This window comes from Pseudomonas sp. GW821-FHT11G12 (genome assembly GCF_058808055.1).
In genome coordinates this window covers 367,819-386,329 of sequence record NZ_JBXARH010000002.1, presented here as the reverse complement: position 1 = coordinate 386,329, position 18,511 = coordinate 367,819, and the positions used below count along the sequence as shown (strand labels likewise).

Genomic DNA, 18,511 nt, shown 5'->3' with positions numbered 1-18,511 from the left:
TATTTGCCGACACCCGGGACGCACCACTCAAAGCTCGCTGCTGTCTGCGTTTTACGCAGGGTATGCCGATGGTCAATACACCCACCCCTCTCTTCTTATAGTCGGCGGCCAGACCTTTGCGCGATCCACAGTTGCGCCGACCCTTAGTCCTACTGTAGACGCTCGCCGGGCCGATATTGCTCAATCGGAAAATATCCTTGAGCAAATCCCCCGGAACCGGCGGCGACTATGAACCTCGACATGAGAAAAAAACGTATCGACCAGTGTCAGCGACAGGATTGGCAACCCTGTTATTATCCGCGCCAGCGTTTCACGCCTTCTTTCTTCAAGCCGATACGAGCGAATTCATGAGCACTGACAAGACCAATCAGTCCTGGGGCGGCCGCTTCAGTGAACCCGTCGACGCCTTCGTCGCCCGCTTCACCGCCTCCGTCACTTTCGACCAGCGCCTGTATCGCCACGACATCATGGGCTCGATCGCCCACGCCACCATGCTGGCCAAGGTCGGCGTGCTGACGGATGCCGAGCGCGACAGCATCATCGATGGCCTGAAGACCATCCAGGGTGAAATCGAGGCCGGCCAGTTCGACTGGCGCGTGGACCTCGAAGACGTGCACATGAACATCGAGGCGCGCCTGACCGACCGCATCGGCGTGACCGGTAAAAAGCTGCACACCGGCCGCAGCCGCAACGACCAGGTCGCCACCGACATCCGCCTGTGGCTGCGCGACGAAATCGACCTGATCCTGGCCGAGATCACCCGCCTGCAAAAAGGACTGCTGGAGCAAGCCGAGCGCGAAGCCGGCAGCATCATGCCGGGCTTCACTCACCTGCAGACCGCCCAGCCCGTGACCTTCGGGCACCACATGCTGGCCTGGTTCGAAATGCTCAGCCGCGACTACGAGCGCCTGGTCGACTGCCGCAAGCGCACCAACCGCATGCCACTGGGCAGTGCCGCGCTGGCCGGCACCACCTACCCGATCGACCGCGAATACACCGCGCAACTGCTGGGCTTCGACGCTGTCGGCGGCAACTCGCTGGACAACGTGTCCGACCGTGACTTCGCCATCGAATTCTGCTCGGCCGCGAGCATCGCGATGATGCACTTGTCGCGCTTCTCCGAAGAGCTGGTGCTGTGGACCAGCGCGCAGTTCCAGTTCATCGATCTGCCGGACCGTTTCTGCACCGGCAGCTCGATCATGCCGCAAAAGAAAAACCCCGACGTGCCAGAGCTTGTACGTGGCAAGACCGGCCGTGTGTTCGGCGCCCTGATGGGCCTGCTGACCCTGATGAAAGGCCAGCCGCTGGCCTACAACAAGGACAACCAGGAAGACAAGGAGCCGCTGTTCGACGCCGCCGACACCCTGCGCGACTCGCTGCGTGCCTTTGCCGACATGATCCCGGCGATCAAACCGAAGCACGCGATCATGCGTGAAGCAGCGCTGCGCGGCTTCTCCACCGCCACCGACCTCGCCGACTATCTGGTTCGCCGTGGCCTGCCGTTCCGTGACTGCCACGAGATCGTCGGCCATGCCGTGAAATACGGCGTCGACACCGGCAAGGATCTGGCGGAAATGAGCCTGGAAGAACTGCGTCAGTTCAGCGACCAGATCGAGCAGGACGTGTTTGCCGTGCTGACCCTGGAAGGCTCGGTGAATGCCCGTGACCACATCGGCGGCACTGCGCCGGCGCAGGTCAAGGCTGCCGTAGCTCGCGGTCAGGCGCTGATCGCCAGCCGCTAAAAGCATCGCGGGCAAGTCGAACTATCGACTTGCCCGCGAACTTGTTTCAGAACAAAATTTCTACTTTTTGGCCGCGATCATCGCCAAAAACGTTGGCATCGCCGCTTCCTTGTCCGCTGCGATCTTCTGCACATGCGGATTCTGTTCAAGTCGCTCCAGCAGCGCCTTGGCCTTCGGCATGTCCGCCAGCAGATCCAGACCGAACAGCTTGTGCCCCACCGCAGCCGCCAGCGGCACGCTGTAGAGAAAATACAAATCCGCAATACTCAGGCTGTCGCCCGCCACATACGGGGCAAACTTGCCGTGACGGCCCAGCGCCGCAAACCCCAGCAGCAATTCAGCCTTGGTCTTCTCCTTGATCGCCTCCGGCAGCGCCGCGCCGAAAAACGCTTCGCCGTAACAGGCACGGGCCGGCAACTCGATGTACAGCTCGATTTCCTTGGCCACCGCCAGCACTTGGGCGCGCGCAAACGGATCGCTCGGCAGCAGCGAGACACCCTTCTGAGTGCTTTCGAGGTATTCGAGCATCACCATCGTTTCGTTGATGTAGCCACCTTCGGCGCCCAGCACCGGCACCTTGCCGCGCGGGCTGATGGCCAGAGACTCAGGCGTAGGCGTCGGGTAGAACGTGACTTCCTCGAACGGCAGGCCTTTTTCCAGCAGCGCCAGTTTGACCATGTTGTAGTAGTTGCTGACTGAGAATCCGTAGAGCTTGAACATCACATAGCCTCCAGGCCGTGCGGGGTGGGCAGTGCCTGTTTATAGATCGCTCCGGGGAATCCTGCCAGCAGCATCACGCCGCTGAATGCGGGTAAACTGGCGCCTTTCCTTGAGGAGCCTGCCATGAGCGAGCCGACAGACATCGATAACGACGAAGAAGAGTTCACCGAGAGCACTTTGATCGAAGCCATCGAAAACCAGATCGAAAGCGACAACCCGCCAGCGGCCAAGGCGACGTTCAACAAGCTGACGCTGGTCGGTTATGAGCGCGAAGACATCCTGAATCTGATGGCCCACGTGCTGGCTTACGAGATCGACGCCATGCTCGATGACGACCGCGCGTTCAATACCGAATGGTACGAAGCGGCCCTTCGTGCACTGCCCGAGTTGCCACCGGAAAAGGCTTAACCGGGCAACCCGATGTGGGAGCAGCTCTGCTCCCACACAATTTGTCACCCATCTCTGCGGCCTTCTCCCGGCCCCTGACTACACTGGAATCCACCCCCGAGACAAAAACCCCGACGCACACTGGACAGGTCGCGCCGGCAGGTTCACCTTAGGGGCGCTGTCGTCCAATTCCTAGAAAGTCTGGAGTCCTTATGTCGCTTACCCCTGAGTTGGTTGCCGAACTGGAAGTCCTCGCACTCTTCAACCTGGACAGTTCCCAGGAAGGCCTGAAAATTCATCAGACCGCTGCCCCGAAGCACATTGCTGCTGCCCAACGCCTCTTTGAAAAAGAACTGACAGACCAGCCTGATGGCGGTTACCTGACCAGCCTCGGTCGCGATGCCGCACAAAACGTGCAAACCGTACTGACGATTCTGAAAGAGCAACAAACCGCCTGATCCTCCCGACTTTGCCCACGGAAACCTCTGCCACGGGATTTCCGCGGGCCAGCCCGGCTGCAAGCCATCGCCGCGCGGTGGAAATCTGACGTCAAAAAACAAATTCAGCTTAATGCTCGCGCTGCACAGGCGCTAAACTCCCCCGCATTCCGTGACCCTCTGCCTCCGAGCCCTGCGAGCCGGTTTGAGTCGACATGACCCGCACCCATGAAATCCGCCCCGACCTGGACGAGGGAATCGACCGCAAGGTACTCAGCCAGCTGCGCGCACGCTTTCTGAAACTCAACGAAGGTCGCCTGAGCCGGGCGCTGGAAGGCCTGTCGACGCGCCAGCAAAGCGTGCTGACCTTGCTGCCGCTGTTTTTCCACGTCAATCATCCGCTGTTGCCCGGCTATGTTTCGGGTAGCACACCGGCCGGGCTGTCGAATTACGAGCCGGACGCCGACGCCCTCACCGAAGCCCAGCGCCTGACGCGTTCGTTTTCCTATAAGCCGCGCCACGGCAGCAATCCGCCACGGCCGATTCATGGCCTGTTCCTGATGGGCAGCCTCGGCACCCTGGCCCAGGCCGACCAGAGCGACATGGACGTGTGGGTGTGCCACGCCCCCGACCTGAGCGACAGCGAACTCGCCGAGCTGCGTAAAAAGTGCCAGTTGCTCGAAGTCTGGGCCGCGAGCCAGGGCGCGGAGGCGCATTTCTTCCTGATCGACCCGACACGCTTCGTCAAAGGCGAGCGCGATACCCAGCTCAGTTCCGAGGATTGCGGCACCACCCAGCATTATCTGCTGCTGGACGAGTTCTACCGCACCGCGATCTGGCTGGCCGGGCGTACGCCGATCTGGTGGCTGGTGCCGGTCTACGAAGAACGGGCCTACGATCAGTACACCCACACGCTGCTGTCCAAACGCTTTATCCGCAACGATGAAACCCTCGACCTTGGACCGCTGGCGCACATTCCACCGGGCGAATTCGTGGGCGCCGGGCTGTGGCAGCTGTTCAAGGGCATCGAATCGCCTTACAAGTCGGTGCTCAAGCTGCTGCTGATCGAGGTCTACGCCAGCGAGCACCCGCAGGTGCAGTGCCTGAGCCTGCGCTTCAAGCAGGCGGTATTCGCCAACCGGCTAGACCTCGACGAGCTGGATCCGTACATGGTGGTTTACCGCCGGATCGAGGAATACCTCACCGCACGCAACGAACCGGAGCGGCTTGAGCTGGTGCGTCGGGCGCTGTACCTCAAGGTCAACCGCAAGCTCACCGGCAACAGTCGCACCCAGAGCTGGCAGCGTTCGTTGCTGGAAAGGCTGGCCAGCGAATGGCACTGGGACCAGCGTCAGCTTGCGCTGCTCGACAGTCGCAGTCAGTGGAAAGTCCGTCAGGTCAGCGCCGAGCGCCGGGCCCTGGTCAACGAGCTGAACTACAGCTACCGCTTTCTCACCCAGTTCGCCCGCACCGAGCAGACTGTCAGCCTGATCAACAAACGTGATCTCAACGTTCTCGGCCGACGCCTGTACGCCGCGTTCGAACGCAAGGCCGACAAGGTCGAGTTCATCAACCCCGGCATCGCCCCGGATCTGGCCGAAGACACCCTGACCCTGGTGCAGTCGCCGAACAAAAAGGAACCGGGCCAAACCCAGTGGGGCCTGTACAACGGCAGCCTGACGGCGCTGGAGTGGGAACACTTCGCACCGATCAAGCGCAGCCGCGAGTTGCTGGAACTGCTGACCTGGTGCCATCGCAACGGCGTGATCGATAGCAGCACACGACTGGCCCTGCATCCCGGCACCAGCGACCTGAGCGAGTTCGAGCTGTTCAACCTGCTCGGCAGCCTGCAACAGAGCATCGCCCTGCCCTTGCCCACCGTTGCCGAAGAACCGCTGCTGCACGCCAGCGTGCCGAGCGAAGTGCTGATACTGGTGAATGTCGGGGTCGACCCGCTCAAGCATCACCGCGACCTGAACATCCTGATGACCACCGAGCGCACGGACTCCCTGAGCTATGCCGGCGTGCGCGAAAACCTGGTGCTGACCCTCGATCAGGTCACGCTCAACAGCTGGAACGAAGTGCTGGTCAATCGCTTCGACGGCCCGCATGCGCTGCTCGATTGCCTGCGCGACTACCTCAACAACCTGCCGCGCGGGCCGCAGCAGCCATCGCTGCGGGTGCGCTGCTTCTGCCACAACCGTGCGCAATTCATCGCCCGCCGGGTGGAAGAGATCGTCGACACCGCTCAGAACCTGCTGCTCAGCGACCTGAATCACCGCTACCTGATTCAGGTGCAACAGCACTATCACGTACTGGAACTGGTGCCGGGCCAGGTCAGCCATGTCGCTCTCGCCACCCTGCCGGCGCTGCTCGATTACCTGGGCGAGGAGCAACCGCGCTACAGCCCGCTGCACCTGGACCCGATGGCGCTGGAAGACCACGACCTCGCGCTGATCCTGCCGATGGGCCAGCCCGAATGCATTCAGGTGTTCTACCGGATCACCGAACAAACGGCCGAGCTGTACGTGCTCGACGAATTCAATGCGCTGTGGCAACAACACTTGCCCTATCACGACGAGCAAAGCCTGTTGGTGCCGTTGCAACGGTTCCTGCAATCGATCCAGTTCCGTCGCGAAGCACTGCTGCCGATGGACTCGAACCACGCCGCCAGCCTTGAAATCTTGTATTACCAGTTATTGCCTTCAGGACCGGGACGCGCGCGACGCGTCGAAATGCGCCCGGCACCGCAGACCCCGGTCAACAAGCCGTTCTACGACGTGCAGGCGATCATCGGCAAAGCCGCACCGGGCGAAGTGCAGGTCACGTTGTATTGCAATCAGCGGGAATTCAGCGAGCTGGAACATGGCGACCAGCTGTTCAGCGTGGTCGCCCGGGAGATTGTCGGGCAGCGCCGGGAAACCGAGCGCTACCGCTGCTACATCACCGACCTCGATCTCTCGGGTGTGATCGGTGACGGGCAGAGTTCGAGCAATCTGTATCTGCGTTACAAGGCTGACCTGGAGCGCTCTCTGAACGAGGCGCTCGAGCAGGTCTGAGGCAGGGTTACTCCGGGAAGTCGCCGCCGTTGGCCGGCTGCGATTCGACTTCCAGCAAGGTCAGCTTCAGGGTCTTGCCACCCGGTGCCGGCCAGTCGATGTGTTGGCCGACTTTCAGGCCCAGCAGCGCACTGCCGACCGGGGCCAGGATCGAGATTTTGCCTTCATCGGCGTTGGCGTGCTTCGGATAAACCAGAGTCAAGTGATAGTCCTTGCCACTGCCCTCTTCGCGACAATGCACACGGGAATTCATCGTCACGACATCGGCGGGCACTTCATCGTGGCCGACCAGCGTATCGGCGCGGTCCAGTTCGGTTTGCAGCGCGATCACGCCCGGCAGCGTGTCATCCAGGCTGTCGATCAGGCGCTCCAGACGTTGCACGTCCAGACGGGTAAGGGTGATGGAAGGTGCGGTCATGATCCGGGCAGACTCCTTTCTTCTGCACACAAAAAAAGCAAAACCCCGCCAAAAAAGACGGGGTTTTCACCAGGCCTCGATGGGTTGAGGCGTTTCCGGACACTATCACAGCTCAAAAAATATACAAGCTACGCTCCGGCGAGCTTTCGGCGTTGCATCGCCTGCGCGCAGATTACCCGGCGGCGCTCGTCATCGGCCGAGCGCCACTCGCGGATGTCTTCGACATGGCGCATGCAGCCGAGACAGACCTTCTGCTCATCCAGCCGACACACGCCGGTGCACGGCGAAGGCACGGCCGGGCTGACGTTGCTGTAGAGCGGCTTCGGCGGACGGGCGGGCGCGGTGTCAGTCACGAAATCACAGGCCTTCGAAATCGAATTCGGTACCGGCCTGCTGCTTGACGATGCGCTCGAGCATCTCGCCCAACTGCTCTTCGCTCTTGTCGCACATCCAGCGTTCGCTTTCTTCGTCGTAATCGAAGTGGAAACCACCGGAGACAGCGGCCAGCCACAGCTGACGCAGCGGTTCCTGACGACTGAAGATCAGCTGGGTGCCGTTCTCGAACTTGACGGTCAGCACACCGGCCGAGTTCTCCATGTCGATGTCCAGGTCGCTGTCGTCGAAGATGTCTTCCAGTTTTTCCTGGGTTTCATCGACCAGATCGTGGAAACGGGCTTCGGACAAACTCATTGCGGCAACCTCAAAAAATGTCTGATCAGGCTCAAGCGCCGCAAGATACGGTCGCTGCCAGCCGATTGCAAAGGATAACGACCAAGCGCCCTGCCCGGCGACGAAATATGCACCCGTCACGCGGGAAAAGTTTCTTCGCCGCAGCCCGAGCCCCGCCGGACGGGAGTTCCGTCGCATAGGCAAGCTGCCGGGTGGCCGGTATACTCCGGCGCAATTAACGCATATTCAAGGATTTCGCCATGAAGCGCCTGATCTCTTCCCTTGCTGCGCTCGTCGCGGTTGCCTGTCTCGTTTCGGCCTGCGGTCAGAAAGGCCCGCTGTACCTGCCCGATGAAGATCAGGACCCGGCCGCACAAGCCCAGTCTTCGCAAAAGCAGCCTGCCTCCAAGGCACACAAGCACGACGTTTACTAAGGGATCGCCATGGACGCTTTTAACTACCGTGGCGGGGAGCTGTTCGCGGAAGGTGTGGCGCTGTCCGCCATCGCCGATCGCTTCGGCACACCGACCTACGTCTACTCCCGCGCCCACATCGAAGCCCAGTACCTGGCTTACGCCGATGCACTGGCCGGCATGCCGCACCTGGTGTGCTACGCGGTCAAGGCCAACTCCAACCTCGGCGTACTGAATGTCCTGGCCCGCATCGGCGCCGGTTTCGACATCGTTTCCCGTGGCGAGCTGGAACGCGTCCTGGCCGCCGGCGGCAGCCCTGACAAGATCGTGTTCTCCGGCGTCGGCAAGACCCGTGACGACATGCGTCGCGCGCTGGAAGTCGGCGTGCATTGCTTCAACGTCGAATCCACCGACGAGCTGGAGCGCCTGCAAGTGGTCGCCGCCGAGCTGGGCGTTGTCGCGCCGATCTCGCTGCGCGTGAACCCGGACGTCGATGCCGGCACCCACCCGTACATTTCCACCGGTCTCAAAGAGAACAAGTTCGGCATCGCCATCGCCGACGCCGAAGACGTGTACGTACGTGCCGCGCATCTGCCGAACCTGGAAGTGGTTGGCGTCGATTGCCACATCGGCTCGCAACTGACCACCCTGCCGCCGTTCCTCGATGCCCTCGATCGCTTGCTGGATCTGGTGGATCGTCTGGGCGATTGCGGCATCCACCTGCGCCACATCGATCTCGGTGGTGGCCTGGGTGTGCGTTATCGCGATGAAGAGCCGCCGCTGGCCGCCGACTACATCAAGGCTGTGCGCGAGCGTCTCGACGGTCGTGATCTGGCGCTGGTGTTCGAGCCGGGCCGTTTCATCGTCGCCAACGCCGGCGTGCTGCTGACTCAGGTCGAGTACCTCAAGCACACCGAGCACAAAGACTTCGCCATCGTCGATGCCGCCATGAACGACCTGATCCGCCCGGCCCTGTACCAGGCCTGGATGGACGTGACTGCGGTCAAACCGCGCGACACCGCTGCACGCCAGTACGACGTGGTCGGCCCGATCTGCGAAACCGGCGACTTCCTCGCCAAGGATCGCGAACTGGCGCTGGAAGAAGGCGACCTGCTGGCCGTGCATTCGGCCGGTGCCTACGGTTTTGTGATGAGCTCCAACTACAACACTCGCGGCCGTGCCGCCGAAGTGCTGGTAGATGGCGATCAGGTGTTTGAAGTGCGTCGCCGCGAGACCGTGGCCGAGCTGTTTGCCGGCGAAAGCCTGCTGCCGGAGTAACCCCATGCTGCTGCGTTTTACCAAGATGCACGGCCTGGGCAACGACTTCATGGTCCTCGACCTGGTCAGCCAGCACGCGCACATTCAGCCCAAGCACGCAAAAATGTGGGGCGACCGGCACACCGGCATCGGTTTCGACCAGTTGCTGATCGTCGAGGCGCCGAGCAATCCGGATGTGGATTTCCGTTACCGGATCTTCAACTCCGACGGCTCCGAAGTGGAACAGTGCGGCAACGGTGCGCGCTGCTTTGCACGCTTCGTGCTCGACAAGCGCCTGACCGCCAAGCGTCTGATTCGCGTCGAGACCAAGGGCGGCATCATCGAACTGGACGTGCGTAACGACGGCCAGATCGGCGTGAACATGGGCGCCCCGCGTCAGGTGCCGGCGGATATTCCGTTCCAGGCGACCGAGCAGGCCCTGAGCTATCAGGTCGACGTCGACGGTACATCGGTCGAGCTCGCAGCGGTGTCGATGGGCAACCCCCACGCCGTGCTGCGCGTGCAGGACATCAACACCGCACCGGTGCATGAGCTGGGTCCGAAAATCGAACACCACCCGCGCTTTCCAGCTCGGGTCAACGTCGGCTTTATCCAGGTCATCGACCGTAATCGCGCACAACTGCGCGTCTGGGAACGTGGCGCCGGGGAAACCCAGGCCTGCGGCACCGGCGCCTGCGCTGCTGCTGTAGCTGCGATCAGCCAGGGGTGGATGGATTCGCCACTGCTGATCGACCTGCCGGGCGGGCGCTTGTCCATCGAATGGGCAGGCCCTGGCCAACCGGTGCTGATGACCGGTCCGGCAGTGCGTGTATACGAAGGACAAGTCCGTCTTTGAGTGAGCAGAAGCCATGACCGATAAGCCTCAGGTACCCGCCCGACAGTCCGGTGAAACAGCGTCCGAGAGCCTGGAGGCGGCAGCGGTTGCCGCGTACCTGGAGGCTCATCCGGACTTCTTCGTCGAACATGAAGAACTGCTGCCGTCCCTGCGCATCCCCCATCGTCGCGGTGACACCGTGTCGCTGGTCGAGCGCCAGATGTCCATCCTGCGCGACCGCAACATCGAGATGCGTCATCGCCTCTCGCACTTGATGGACGTCGCCCGGGACAACGATCGCCTGTTCGACAAGACCCGTCGCCTGATCCTCGCCCTGATGGACGCGGCCACCCTGGAAGACGTGGTGATCAGCGTCGAAGACAGTCTGCGCCAGGACTTCCAGGTGCCCTTCGTCAGCCTGATCCTGCTCGGCGACAACCCGGCTCCGGTCGGCCGCTGGGTGACCCACGCCGACGCGCAAACCGCCATCGGCGGCCTGCTCACCGAAGGCAAGAGCATCAGCGGCAGCCTGCGCGAACACGAGCTGGACTTCCTGTTCGGCGAAGAGCAGCGCAAGCAGATCGGCTCCACCGCCGTGGTCGCGGTCAGCCACCAGGGCATCCACGGGATTCTGGCCATCGCCAGCCGTGATCCGCAGCACTACAAGAGTTCGGTCGGCACGCTGTTCCTCAGCTACATCGCCGAAGTCATGGGCCGCGTGCTGCCACGGGTCAACAGCTCCCTGCGCTCGGTACGCTGACCATGGAACGACAACTGGACGCTTACTGCGAACACCTGCGCAGTGAGCGGCAGGTGTCGCCGCACACACTGTCGGCCTACCGGCGCGACCTCGATAAAGTCCTCGGCTGGTGCGTCAAACAGAACATCGGCAGCTGGCAGGCCCTGGACATCCAGCGCCTGCGCAGCCTGATCGCCCGCCTGCATGCCCAGGGCCAGTCCTCGCGCAGCCTGGCGCGCCTGCTGTCGGCGGTGCGCGGTCTCTATCACTATCTGAATCGCGAAGGTCTCTGCGATCACGATCCGGCCACCGGCCTGGCGCCGCCCAAAGGCGAACGTCGCCTGCCGAAAACCCTCGATACCGATCGCGCCCTGCAACTGCTTGAAGGTGCGGTCGAGGACGACTTTCTGGCCCGGCGCGATCAGGCGATTCTGGAATTGTTCTATTCGTCCGGCCTGCGCCTGTCGGAGCTGACCGGGCTCAATCTCGATCAACTCGACCTCGCCGACGGCATGGTTCAGGTGCTCGGCAAGGGCAGCAAGACGCGCCTGTTGCCCGTGGGCAAAAAGGCCCGAGAAGCACTGGAGCAATGGCTGCCACTGCGAGCGCTGACCAACCCGGCGGACGATGCGGTGTTCGTCAGCCAGCAAGGCCGACGCCTCGGCCCGCGCGCAATTCAGGTGCGGGTCAAACTGGCCGGCGAGCGCGAACTTGGGCAGAACCTGCACCCGCACATGCTGCGGCACTCCTTTGCCAGCCATTTGCTGGAGTCCTCCCAGGACCTGCGCGCCGTGCAGGAACTGCTCGGCCACTCGGACATCAAGACCACCCAGATCTACACCCACCTGGACTTCCAGCACCTGGCGGCGGTCTACGACAGCGCCCATCCACGGGCCAAACGCATGAAAGGCGACGATTCATGAGCATCCAGTTGATCACCTTCGACCTCGACGACACCCTGTGGGACACCGCCCCGGTGATCGTCAGCGCCGAAGCGGTTTTGCGCGAATGGCTGAGCGAACATGCGCCGAATCTGGGCGCGGTGCCGGTGGAACACCTGTGGTCGATCCGCGAACGGGTGCTGGCCAGCGAGCCGGGACTCAAGCACCGCATCAGTGCGTTGCGTCGGCGGGTGCTGTTCCACGCCCTGGAAGAAGCCGGTTATGCCCACGGTGAAGCCTCGGCGCTGGCGGACAAGAGTTTCGAAGTGTTTCTGCATGCCCGGCATCAGATAGAGGTGTTCCCGGAAGTCGAGCCGATCCTGGAAACACTCGCCAAGCATTACGCCCTCGGCGTGGTCACCAATGGCAACGCCGATGTACGCCGCCTCGGGCTGGCGGACTACTTCAAGTTTGCGCTGTGCGCCGAAGACATCGGCATCGCCAAGCCCGATGCGCGGCTGTTCCATGAAGCCCTGCAACGCGGTGGCGTGAGCGCCGAAGCGGCGGTGCATATTGGCGATCACCCGGGAGATGACATCGCCGGGGCGCAGCAGGCCGGCTTGCGTGCCATCTGGTTCAACCCGGCAGGCAAGGTCTGGGAAGCGGAGCGGTTGCCGGATGCCGAAATTCGCAGCCTGACCGATCTACCGGCTGTTCTCGCCCGCTGGAACAGCCGCGGCTAGATTTCTTTCGCCCATGAAAAAGCCCGCAGCGACGGCGGGCTTTTTCAGCAAGCAAGCGGCACGCCTCAGATAGGGCGGCTGCCGTACTTGTTGTCCGGTTTCTTGGGCGGATCGGCGACCACATTGGCCTCCACTTCCTGCACCTTGCCGCCGCGCGCAAGGAACTCTTCCATGGCCTTGGCCAGGGCATCGCGCTCCTTGTTCTTGGCTTCGATGCTCGGCAACTCATCGACCGACACCGCAGCCTTGGCCTTGCCTTTGGCAGCCGGGGCCGGCGTATCGTCACCGCCATCGTCTTCAGCAACGTCTTCCGCTGCTGCTTCCAGACCGTCCTCGGCCTCGTCTTCGTCGCCTACTTCGAGGTCGTCGTTTTCCAGATCATCGTCGCTCATGTTCTACCTCATGACTTGCGAAAAGCAGATTAGTTATAGACCAGCTTTGGCGACTGTCGAAAGTCGCCGTAAAAAAATCGGTAACCATTGGTGACCAACGGTTTATGCCTCTTCACCGTGCAAGGTGGCGAGGACTTTACGGGCACCGCCATGATCGCGGTGCTCGCCCAGGTAAACGCCTTGCCAGGTGCCCAGTGCCAGCCGACCCGCCGAAACCGGCAGGCTGATCTGACAGCCCAGCACGCTGGCCTTGAAGTGCGCCGGGAGGTCGTCCAGGCCTTCGTCGTTATGCTCATAGCCGTCTGTTCCTTGTGGGATCAGACGATTGAAAAATCGTTCGAAGTCGCGACGTACCGCCGGATCGGCGTTCTCGTTGATGGTCAACGACGCCGAGGTATGCTGCAGCCACAAATGCAACAGACCGACCCGGCATGCCTTGAGTTCAGGCAGTCCGGCGAGCAACTCTTCCGTTACCAGATGAAAGCCCCGGGGCCGTGCCCGCAGGGTTATCAGAGTCTGTTGCCACATACAGTTCTCCGCACGTTCGGGGCGCATTCTAGCGCGCTCTGAAAAAAAACAAAGGCCCTAATATTCCTTCAATGATGTAAGCCATTGGCCGTAGAAAAACACCCGTCGTAAACACGACCAAAGCAGTACGAAAAATCCTTACAGCCATCTCAAGGATGACAAATTCCGGACAAAAAAATGCCCGGCGAACCGGGCAAGTTTTTTTGAGGCGCGTACTTACAGGTTGTAGCCGCGCTCGTTGTGTTGTGCCAGGTCCAGGCCCACCGATTCTTCTTCCTCGGTAGCGCGCAGACCCATCACGGCATCCAGCACCTTGAGGATGATGAAGGTGACGATCGCGGTGTAGATCACCGTGAAGCCGACGCCTTTGCACTGAATCCAGACTTGTGCGGCGATGTCGGTGACGGTGCCGAAGCCACCCAGCGCTGGAGCGGCGAACACACCAGTCAGGATCGCGCCGAGGATACCGCCGATACCGTGCACGCCGAAGGCGTCCAGGGAGTCGTCATAGCCGAGTTTGCGTTTCAGGGTGGTGGCGCAGAAGAAGCACACCACGCCGGCGGCCAGACCGATGATCAGCGAGCCCATCGGGCCCACGGTGCCGGCTGCCGGAGTGATTGCTACCAGACCAGCAACCACACCCGAAGCGATACCCAGTGCGCTAGGTTTGCCGTGGGTGATCCACTCGGCGAACATCCAGCCCAGTGCAGCGGCGGCGGTGGCGATCTGGGTGACCAGCATCGCCATGCCGGCAGTGCCGTTGGCGGCGGCGGCGGAACCGGCGTTGAAGCCGAACCAGCCAACCCACAGCATGGCGGCGCCCATCAGGGTGTAACCGAGGTTGTGCGGCGCCATCGGGGTGGTCGGGAAGCCTTTGCGCTTGCCCAGCACCAGGCACGCCACCAGACCGGCGATACCGGCGTTGATGTGCACCACGGTGCCGCCGGCGAAGTCGAGCACGCCCCAGTCACCCAGCAGCGAGCCCGGACCGCTCCAGACCATGTGCGCGATCGGTGCATACACCAGGGTGAACCAGACGCCCATGAACACCAGCATCGCGGAGAACTTCATACGCTCGGCGAAGGCACCGACGATCAGCGCCGGGGTGATGATGGCGAACGTCATCTGGTAAGTGACGAACACGGCTTCAGGGAACAGCGCCGCCGGGCCAGTAATGCTGGCAGGCGTGATGCCCGCGAGGAAAGCCTTGCCGAAGCTGCCGACGAAGGAGTTGAAGTTGACGACGTTGGCTTCCATCCCGGTGGTGTCGAACGCCATGCTGTAGCCATAAAGGAACCACAGGATGGTGACCAGGCCGGTAATGGCGAAGCACTGCATCATCACGGAAAGAATGTTTTTCGACCGAACCATGCCGCCGTAGAACAGCGCGAGGCCGGGAATGGTCATGAACAGCACGAGGGCCGTCGAGGTCAGCATCCAGGCGGTATCGCCGGAATTGAGGACTGGAGGCGCCACCGGATCTGCCGCCAAAGCCAGGCCGGGCATTACGATGGACAACAGGGCGCCTAGCCCTGCGAATTTACGCAGAGTCATATTGTTTTCTCCTGGGGCGTTGGGTTTGTGGCGGCGTTTAAATCGCGTCGGTATCGGTTTCGCCGGTACGGATGCGAATCGCCTGTTCCAGATTGACCACGAAGATCTTGCCGTCACCGATCTTGCCGGTGTTGGCAGCCTTGGTTATCGCTTCGATAACCCGATCCAGATCCTTGTCGTCGATGGCAACGTCGATTTTCACCTTGGGCAGAAAATCGACCACGTACTCCGCGCCGCGATACAGCTCGGTGTGACCCTTCTGCCGCCCGAAGCCTTTGACTTCAGTAACGGTAATGCCCTGCACGCCGATTTCGGACAGCGACTCGCGCACGTCGTCCAACTTGAACGGCTTGATGATGGCAGTGACTAGCTTCATGAAACTCTCTCCCGAATTGGTGGACTTGCCCCAGGAAAACAAACCCGACTCAAGTCTAAGCGCAGTGCCTGGCTTTGTAACGCATCGTCGGCCCTACCTGCCCGACTGACGCCAGCTAACCGCTGCTGACGAAACTCCCCGCTCCGCCTGCCGCACTGCATTCGTCACAGCGACTGCATCAGTGCATGGGTCACTACCGACTAAGCAGAAAGCTTGCCATCTCGCCAAACCCCCCTGATTTCAATCCCTTGGCCGCGGCCGTCGATGCCATCACCGAAATGGCACACGGGATACGCACAACAACGGTGCGCAGCCGTTCGTCCTTTTGCGCGAAAAGCGTGCATCCCGGCCAACGCAAATGACTATAGACACTGCGTGATACACTGCCGGCCATTGTTTCCAGGACATATCCCATGCTCGCGCCCAAAGACTTCCTCGACGCCCTGAGCGGCACCGCCTCCCGCCTGTTCAGCGGCGACACGCCATTGCCAAAAGCCGAAATCGAAAGCCAGTTCAAGATGCTGCTGCAAAGTGCCTTTAGCAAACTGGATCTGGTGAGCCGGGAAGAGTTTGATAGTCAGATGGTGGTGCTGGCGCGGACTCGCGCTCGGCTTGAGAGCCTTGAGGCGAAGGTGGCTGAGCTGGAAGCGAAGCTGACGCCGCCTTCAGAAACCGAATAAAAAGAACCCCACGTCATTCAACGTGGGGTTCTTTCTTTTGTAGCGATCAGGCACAGCGAGCAAGTCGCTCAACTTGATCTCTAATTGATGCCCCCCGTTCAATCTCGGCCTTGCGCAGATCGTAAGTCGATTGCAGGTTGAGCCAAAACTCAGGGGTGGTATCCAGGCATATGGAAAGCCGGAGCGCCATATCCGCGCTGACACCTCGGCGCTGCAGGACGATGTCATTCACCGTTGGCGTGGAGACACTCAAAGCTCTGGCCAATGCAGCAGCTGTCAGGTTCAGAGGCTCCAGGTATTCCTCCTTGAGGATCTCGCCTGGATGAACCGGGCGCATACCATTCTTAGTCATACTCACCTCAGTGATAATCGACGATTTCGACATCCTCGGGTCCATTGAGGCCCCAAACGAAGCAGATTCGCCATTGGGCGTTGATTCGAATGCTGTACTGCCCTTTTCGATCCCCCTCCAGAGCCTCGAGTCGATTACCCGGAGGAGATCGTAAATCAGCGAGTACAGCTGCCGCATCAAGCATCGTCAGCTTACGTTCCGCGACACTCAATATGGCTGACCAGAAACGGGTTTTACCGCTGCAGAACAGGTATTCGGTTTCAGAACACTTAAAGCTAACGATCATAATTTAAAGCTTAACGTTATGCATTAATCTTGAGTTTATTCGTGGAATCCTTGAAAGCAAATGGCCCATTGAGGTTTCACAATGGTCTCTCAATATTTTAGGAAACGGACTACTCAGCCCATCTAAGCCCCACAAAAAACTTCAGCATTTCCTACAAGAAAACCCGGCACATCTGCTTGCAATGCTGGAGAGGGCTTCCTCAGTTCTGCCCCGCAACATCCAGTGAAAGTTTGCCCAAGCAACCATCCCTCCAACACCGTCCTCCCCGACTACCCTTCAAAAACCCGCAGGAAGCGGCCCCCGATTCAACCCAAGGAATGCCCATGTCCCTCGCCATCGTCCACAGTCGCGCCCAGATTGGCGTGGATGCTCCCGCCGTCACCGTCGAAGTCCACCTGGCCAATGGTTTGCCCTCGCTGACCATGGTCGGGTTGCCGGAGGCAGCAGTGAAGGAGAGCAAGGATCGGGTGCGCAGTGCGATCATCAATTCCGGGCTGCAGTTTCCGGCGCGGCGGATCACGCTGAATCTGGCCCCGGCGGATTTGCCCAAGGATGGCGGGCGGTTCGATCTGGCGATTGCGCTGGGGATTCTGTCGGCGAGTGTGCAAGTGCCGACGCTGACGCTGGATGACGTGGAATGCCTGGGTGAACTGGCGTTGTCCGGCGCGGTGCGGGCGGTGCGCGGGGTATTGCCGGCGGCACTGGCGGCGCGCAAGGCCGGGCGGACGCTGATGGTTCCGCGGGCGAATGCCGAAGAAGCGTGCCTGGCATCAGGGCTGAAGGTGATCGCGGTGGATCATCTGCTGGAGGCGGTGGCGCATTTCAATGGGCATACGCCGATCGAACCTTATGTTTCGGACGGGTTGATCCATGCCACCAGACCCTATCCCGACCTGAATGAAGTTCAGGGTCAACTGGCCGCCAAGCGGGCGCTGCTGATAGCGGCGGCGGGTGCGCATAACCTGCTGCTCAGCGGGCCACCGGGAACGGGCAAGACGTTGCTGGCCAGTCGATTGCCGGGGTTGCTTCCGCCTCTGGCCGAGAGTGAGGCGCTGGAAGTTGCAGCGATTCAGTCGGTCGCCAGTGGCGCCCCGCTCACCCATTGGCCGCAACGGCCCTTTCGCCAACCTCACCATTCGGCCTCCGGACCGGCACTGGTCGGTGGCAGCTCAAAACCTCAGCCCGGCGAAATCACCCTCGCCCACCACGGCGTGCTGTTTCTCGACGAACTCCCTGAGTTTGATCGCAAGGTACTGGAGGTTCTGCGCGAACCCCTGGAGTCCGGGCATATCGTCATCGCGCGCGCAAAGGATCGCGTGCGCTTCCCCGCACGTTTTCAACTGGTCGCGGCGATGAACCCGTGCCCTTGTGGATATCTTGGCGAGCCAACGGGGCGTTGCTCGTGCACCCCGGACATGGTGCAGCGTTATCGCAACAAGCTGTCGGGGCCGTTGCTCGACCGGATCGACCTGCACCTGACCGTTGCAAGGGAAGCCACTGCATTGAACCCGGCAATCAAACCCGGCGAGGACAGTGCCAGTGCAGCGATTCAGGTCGCCGAAGCCCGGGAGCTACAGCAAAAGCGTCAAGGCTGCGCCAATGCATTTCTGGATCTGCCGGGGTTGCGCAGACACTGCAAGTTATCCACAACCGATGAACACTGGCTGGAGTCTGCATGCGAACGGCTGACACTTTCACTGCGTTCGGCGCATCGGTTGCTCAAGGTTGCACGGACACTGGCCGATATAGAGAAGGTTGATGCCATCTCCCGCGAACATCTGGCCGAAGCGCTTCAGTATCGCCCAGCGACGCAATGACGGTATGGACAGGCTGTTTGCAAGTGGTCTGTGCCGGCTGAGAATAAAGTCCGCGCACGCTGATAGCCATTAGCCAAGATGTGATATAACGACGGCGCTCTTCATCAGGCACCAGAGCCTTTAGTTAAAAGCTCAAACTTTAAAGCAATATAAAATGGAGGCGGCACATCATGGAAAAGATCTCTTCAGCCCACCGGGCGCAATATACTTGATCAATTAAAATCGT

The 18,511-nt window shown here is 61.1% G+C and carries 22 protein-coding genes; 12 read left to right on the top strand and 10 right to left on the bottom strand.

The window, feature by feature from the left end; genetic code table 11:
* The first annotated feature begins 347 nt into the window (after positions 1-347).
* Positions 348-1,742, top strand: a complete 1,395-nt coding sequence (gene argH / locus AC1RR7_RS09480; RefSeq protein WP_096817347.1) for an argininosuccinate lyase — start codon at positions 348-350, stop codon at positions 1,740-1,742.
* 60 nt (positions 1,743-1,802) lie between these two features.
* On the opposite strand, the gene AC1RR7_RS09475 is transcribed toward argH, so the two are convergent.
* Positions 1,803-2,462: a glutathione S-transferase family protein gene (locus tag AC1RR7_RS09475; RefSeq protein WP_096817345.1), complete on the bottom strand. Its 660-nt coding sequence runs from the start codon at positions 2,460-2,462 to the stop codon at positions 1,803-1,805.
* A 123-nt stretch (positions 2,463-2,585) separates the two neighbouring features.
* On the opposite strand from AC1RR7_RS09475, the gene AC1RR7_RS09470 reads away from it, so the two are divergent.
* The 3 genes from AC1RR7_RS09470 to AC1RR7_RS09460 all read left to right on the top strand — a co-directional run bounded on the left by AC1RR7_RS09470 (position 2,586) and on the right by AC1RR7_RS09460 (position 6,345).
* Positions 2,586-2,870, top strand: coding sequence for a hypothetical protein (locus tag AC1RR7_RS09470; protein WP_102620727.1), 285 nt, complete (start codon positions 2,586-2,588; stop codon positions 2,868-2,870).
* Between the two features lie 191 nt (positions 2,871-3,061).
* The gene (locus AC1RR7_RS09465; RefSeq protein ID WP_007951883.1) at positions 3,062-3,307 is read left to right on the top strand and encodes a TIGR02647 family protein; all 246 of its coding nucleotides are present in this window, start codon (positions 3,062-3,064) and stop codon (positions 3,305-3,307) included.
* Between the two features lie 194 nt (positions 3,308-3,501).
* Positions 3,502-6,345 (top strand): class I adenylate cyclase, encoded by a 2,844-nt coding sequence (locus tag AC1RR7_RS09460; RefSeq protein ID WP_096817343.1) that lies wholly within the window; start codon positions 3,502-3,504, stop codon positions 6,343-6,345.
* A 7-nt stretch (positions 6,346-6,352) separates the two neighbouring features.
* Here AC1RR7_RS09460 and rnk read toward each other — a convergent pair whose 3' ends face one another.
* The 3 genes from rnk to cyaY form a co-directional block, all read right to left on the bottom strand.
* Positions 6,353-6,763: a nucleoside diphosphate kinase regulator gene (gene rnk / locus AC1RR7_RS09455; protein ID WP_065258140.1), complete on the bottom strand. Its 411-nt coding sequence runs from the start codon at positions 6,761-6,763 to the stop codon at positions 6,353-6,355.
* Between the two features lie 128 nt (positions 6,764-6,891).
* A complete protein-coding gene (locus AC1RR7_RS09450) occupies positions 6,892-7,116 on the bottom strand; it encodes a DUF1289 domain-containing protein (RefSeq protein WP_493157213.1) in 225 nt (74 codons plus the stop codon).
* Between the two features lie 4 nt (positions 7,117-7,120).
* Positions 7,121-7,453 (bottom strand): iron donor protein CyaY, encoded by a 333-nt coding sequence (gene cyaY, locus AC1RR7_RS09445; RefSeq protein ID WP_007951887.1) that lies wholly within the window; start codon positions 7,451-7,453, stop codon positions 7,121-7,123.
* Between the two features lie 239 nt (positions 7,454-7,692).
* Between cyaY and lptM the strand changes: the two genes are divergently transcribed.
* From lptM to AC1RR7_RS09415, 6 genes are read left to right on the top strand one after another with little or no spacing between them, the layout of a single operon-like run.
* Positions 7,693-7,866 carry an LPS translocon maturation chaperone LptM gene (lptM, locus tag AC1RR7_RS09440; protein WP_085731736.1) on the top strand — a complete coding sequence of 58 codons (174 nt, stop codon included), beginning with the start codon at positions 7,693-7,695 and terminating at the stop codon, positions 7,864-7,866.
* A 9-nt stretch (positions 7,867-7,875) separates the two neighbouring features.
* Positions 7,876-9,123, top strand: a complete 1,248-nt coding sequence (lysA, locus tag AC1RR7_RS09435) for a diaminopimelate decarboxylase (protein WP_096817340.1) — start codon at positions 7,876-7,878, stop codon at positions 9,121-9,123.
* A 4-nt stretch (positions 9,124-9,127) separates the two neighbouring features.
* A complete protein-coding gene (dapF, locus tag AC1RR7_RS09430; RefSeq protein WP_096817338.1) occupies positions 9,128-9,958 on the top strand; it encodes a diaminopimelate epimerase in 831 nt (276 codons plus the stop codon).
* Positions 9,959-9,971: 13 nt separating this feature from the next.
* Positions 9,972-10,697 (top strand): DUF484 family protein, encoded by a 726-nt coding sequence (locus tag AC1RR7_RS09425; RefSeq protein ID WP_096817337.1) that lies wholly within the window; start codon positions 9,972-9,974, stop codon positions 10,695-10,697.
* A 2-nt stretch (positions 10,698-10,699) separates the two neighbouring features.
* Complete coding sequence (xerC, locus tag AC1RR7_RS09420; protein ID WP_085731427.1) at positions 10,700-11,599, top strand: tyrosine recombinase XerC; 900 nt, start codon at positions 10,700-10,702, stop codon at positions 11,597-11,599.
* Entirely contained in the window at positions 11,596-12,300 is a 705-nt protein-coding gene (locus tag AC1RR7_RS09415; protein WP_096817335.1) for an HAD family hydrolase, read from the top strand. Before xerC ends, AC1RR7_RS09415 begins: the two co-directional genes overlap by 4 nt.
* A 65-nt stretch (positions 12,301-12,365) precedes the next feature.
* Here AC1RR7_RS09415 and sutA read toward each other — a convergent pair whose 3' ends face one another.
* From sutA to glnK, 4 genes are all read right to left on the bottom strand, one after another.
* A complete protein-coding gene (sutA, locus tag AC1RR7_RS09410) occupies positions 12,366-12,692 on the bottom strand; it encodes a dormancy-specific transcriptional regulator SutA (RefSeq protein WP_007951900.1) in 327 nt (108 codons plus the stop codon).
* Between the two features lie 102 nt (positions 12,693-12,794).
* A complete protein-coding gene (locus tag AC1RR7_RS09405; protein WP_085731425.1) occupies positions 12,795-13,220 on the bottom strand; it encodes a secondary thiamine-phosphate synthase enzyme YjbQ in 426 nt (141 codons plus the stop codon).
* Between the two features lie 216 nt (positions 13,221-13,436).
* The gene (locus AC1RR7_RS09400) at positions 13,437-14,774 is read right to left on the bottom strand and encodes an ammonium transporter (RefSeq protein WP_096817333.1); all 1,338 of its coding nucleotides are present in this window, start codon (positions 14,772-14,774) and stop codon (positions 13,437-13,439) included.
* A 37-nt stretch (positions 14,775-14,811) separates the two neighbouring features.
* On the bottom strand, positions 14,812-15,150 hold the full coding sequence (gene glnK, locus AC1RR7_RS09395) for a P-II family nitrogen regulator (protein WP_002555808.1): 339 nt from the start codon (positions 15,148-15,150) through the stop codon (positions 14,812-14,814).
* A gap of 413 nt (positions 15,151-15,563) precedes the next feature.
* Between glnK and AC1RR7_RS09390 the strand changes: the two genes are divergently transcribed.
* Positions 15,564-15,830, top strand: coding sequence for an accessory factor UbiK family protein (locus tag AC1RR7_RS09390; protein ID WP_096817331.1), 267 nt, complete (start codon positions 15,564-15,566; stop codon positions 15,828-15,830).
* A 46-nt stretch (positions 15,831-15,876) separates the two neighbouring features.
* On the opposite strand, the gene AC1RR7_RS09385 is transcribed toward AC1RR7_RS09390, so the two are convergent.
* Positions 15,877-16,182: a HigA family addiction module antitoxin gene (locus AC1RR7_RS09385; RefSeq protein ID WP_096817330.1), complete on the bottom strand. Its 306-nt coding sequence runs from the start codon at positions 16,180-16,182 to the stop codon at positions 15,877-15,879.
* Positions 16,183-16,189: 7 nt separating this feature from the next.
* Positions 16,190-16,468, bottom strand: coding sequence for a type II toxin-antitoxin system RelE/ParE family toxin (locus AC1RR7_RS09380; RefSeq protein WP_096817328.1), 279 nt, complete (start codon positions 16,466-16,468; stop codon positions 16,190-16,192).
* Between the two features lie 323 nt (positions 16,469-16,791).
* Between AC1RR7_RS09380 and AC1RR7_RS09375 the strand changes: the two genes are divergently transcribed.
* Positions 16,792-18,285 (top strand): YifB family Mg chelatase-like AAA ATPase, encoded by a 1,494-nt coding sequence (locus tag AC1RR7_RS09375; RefSeq protein WP_192559282.1) that lies wholly within the window; start codon positions 16,792-16,794, stop codon positions 18,283-18,285.
* Positions 18,286-18,511 lie beyond the last annotated feature (226 nt).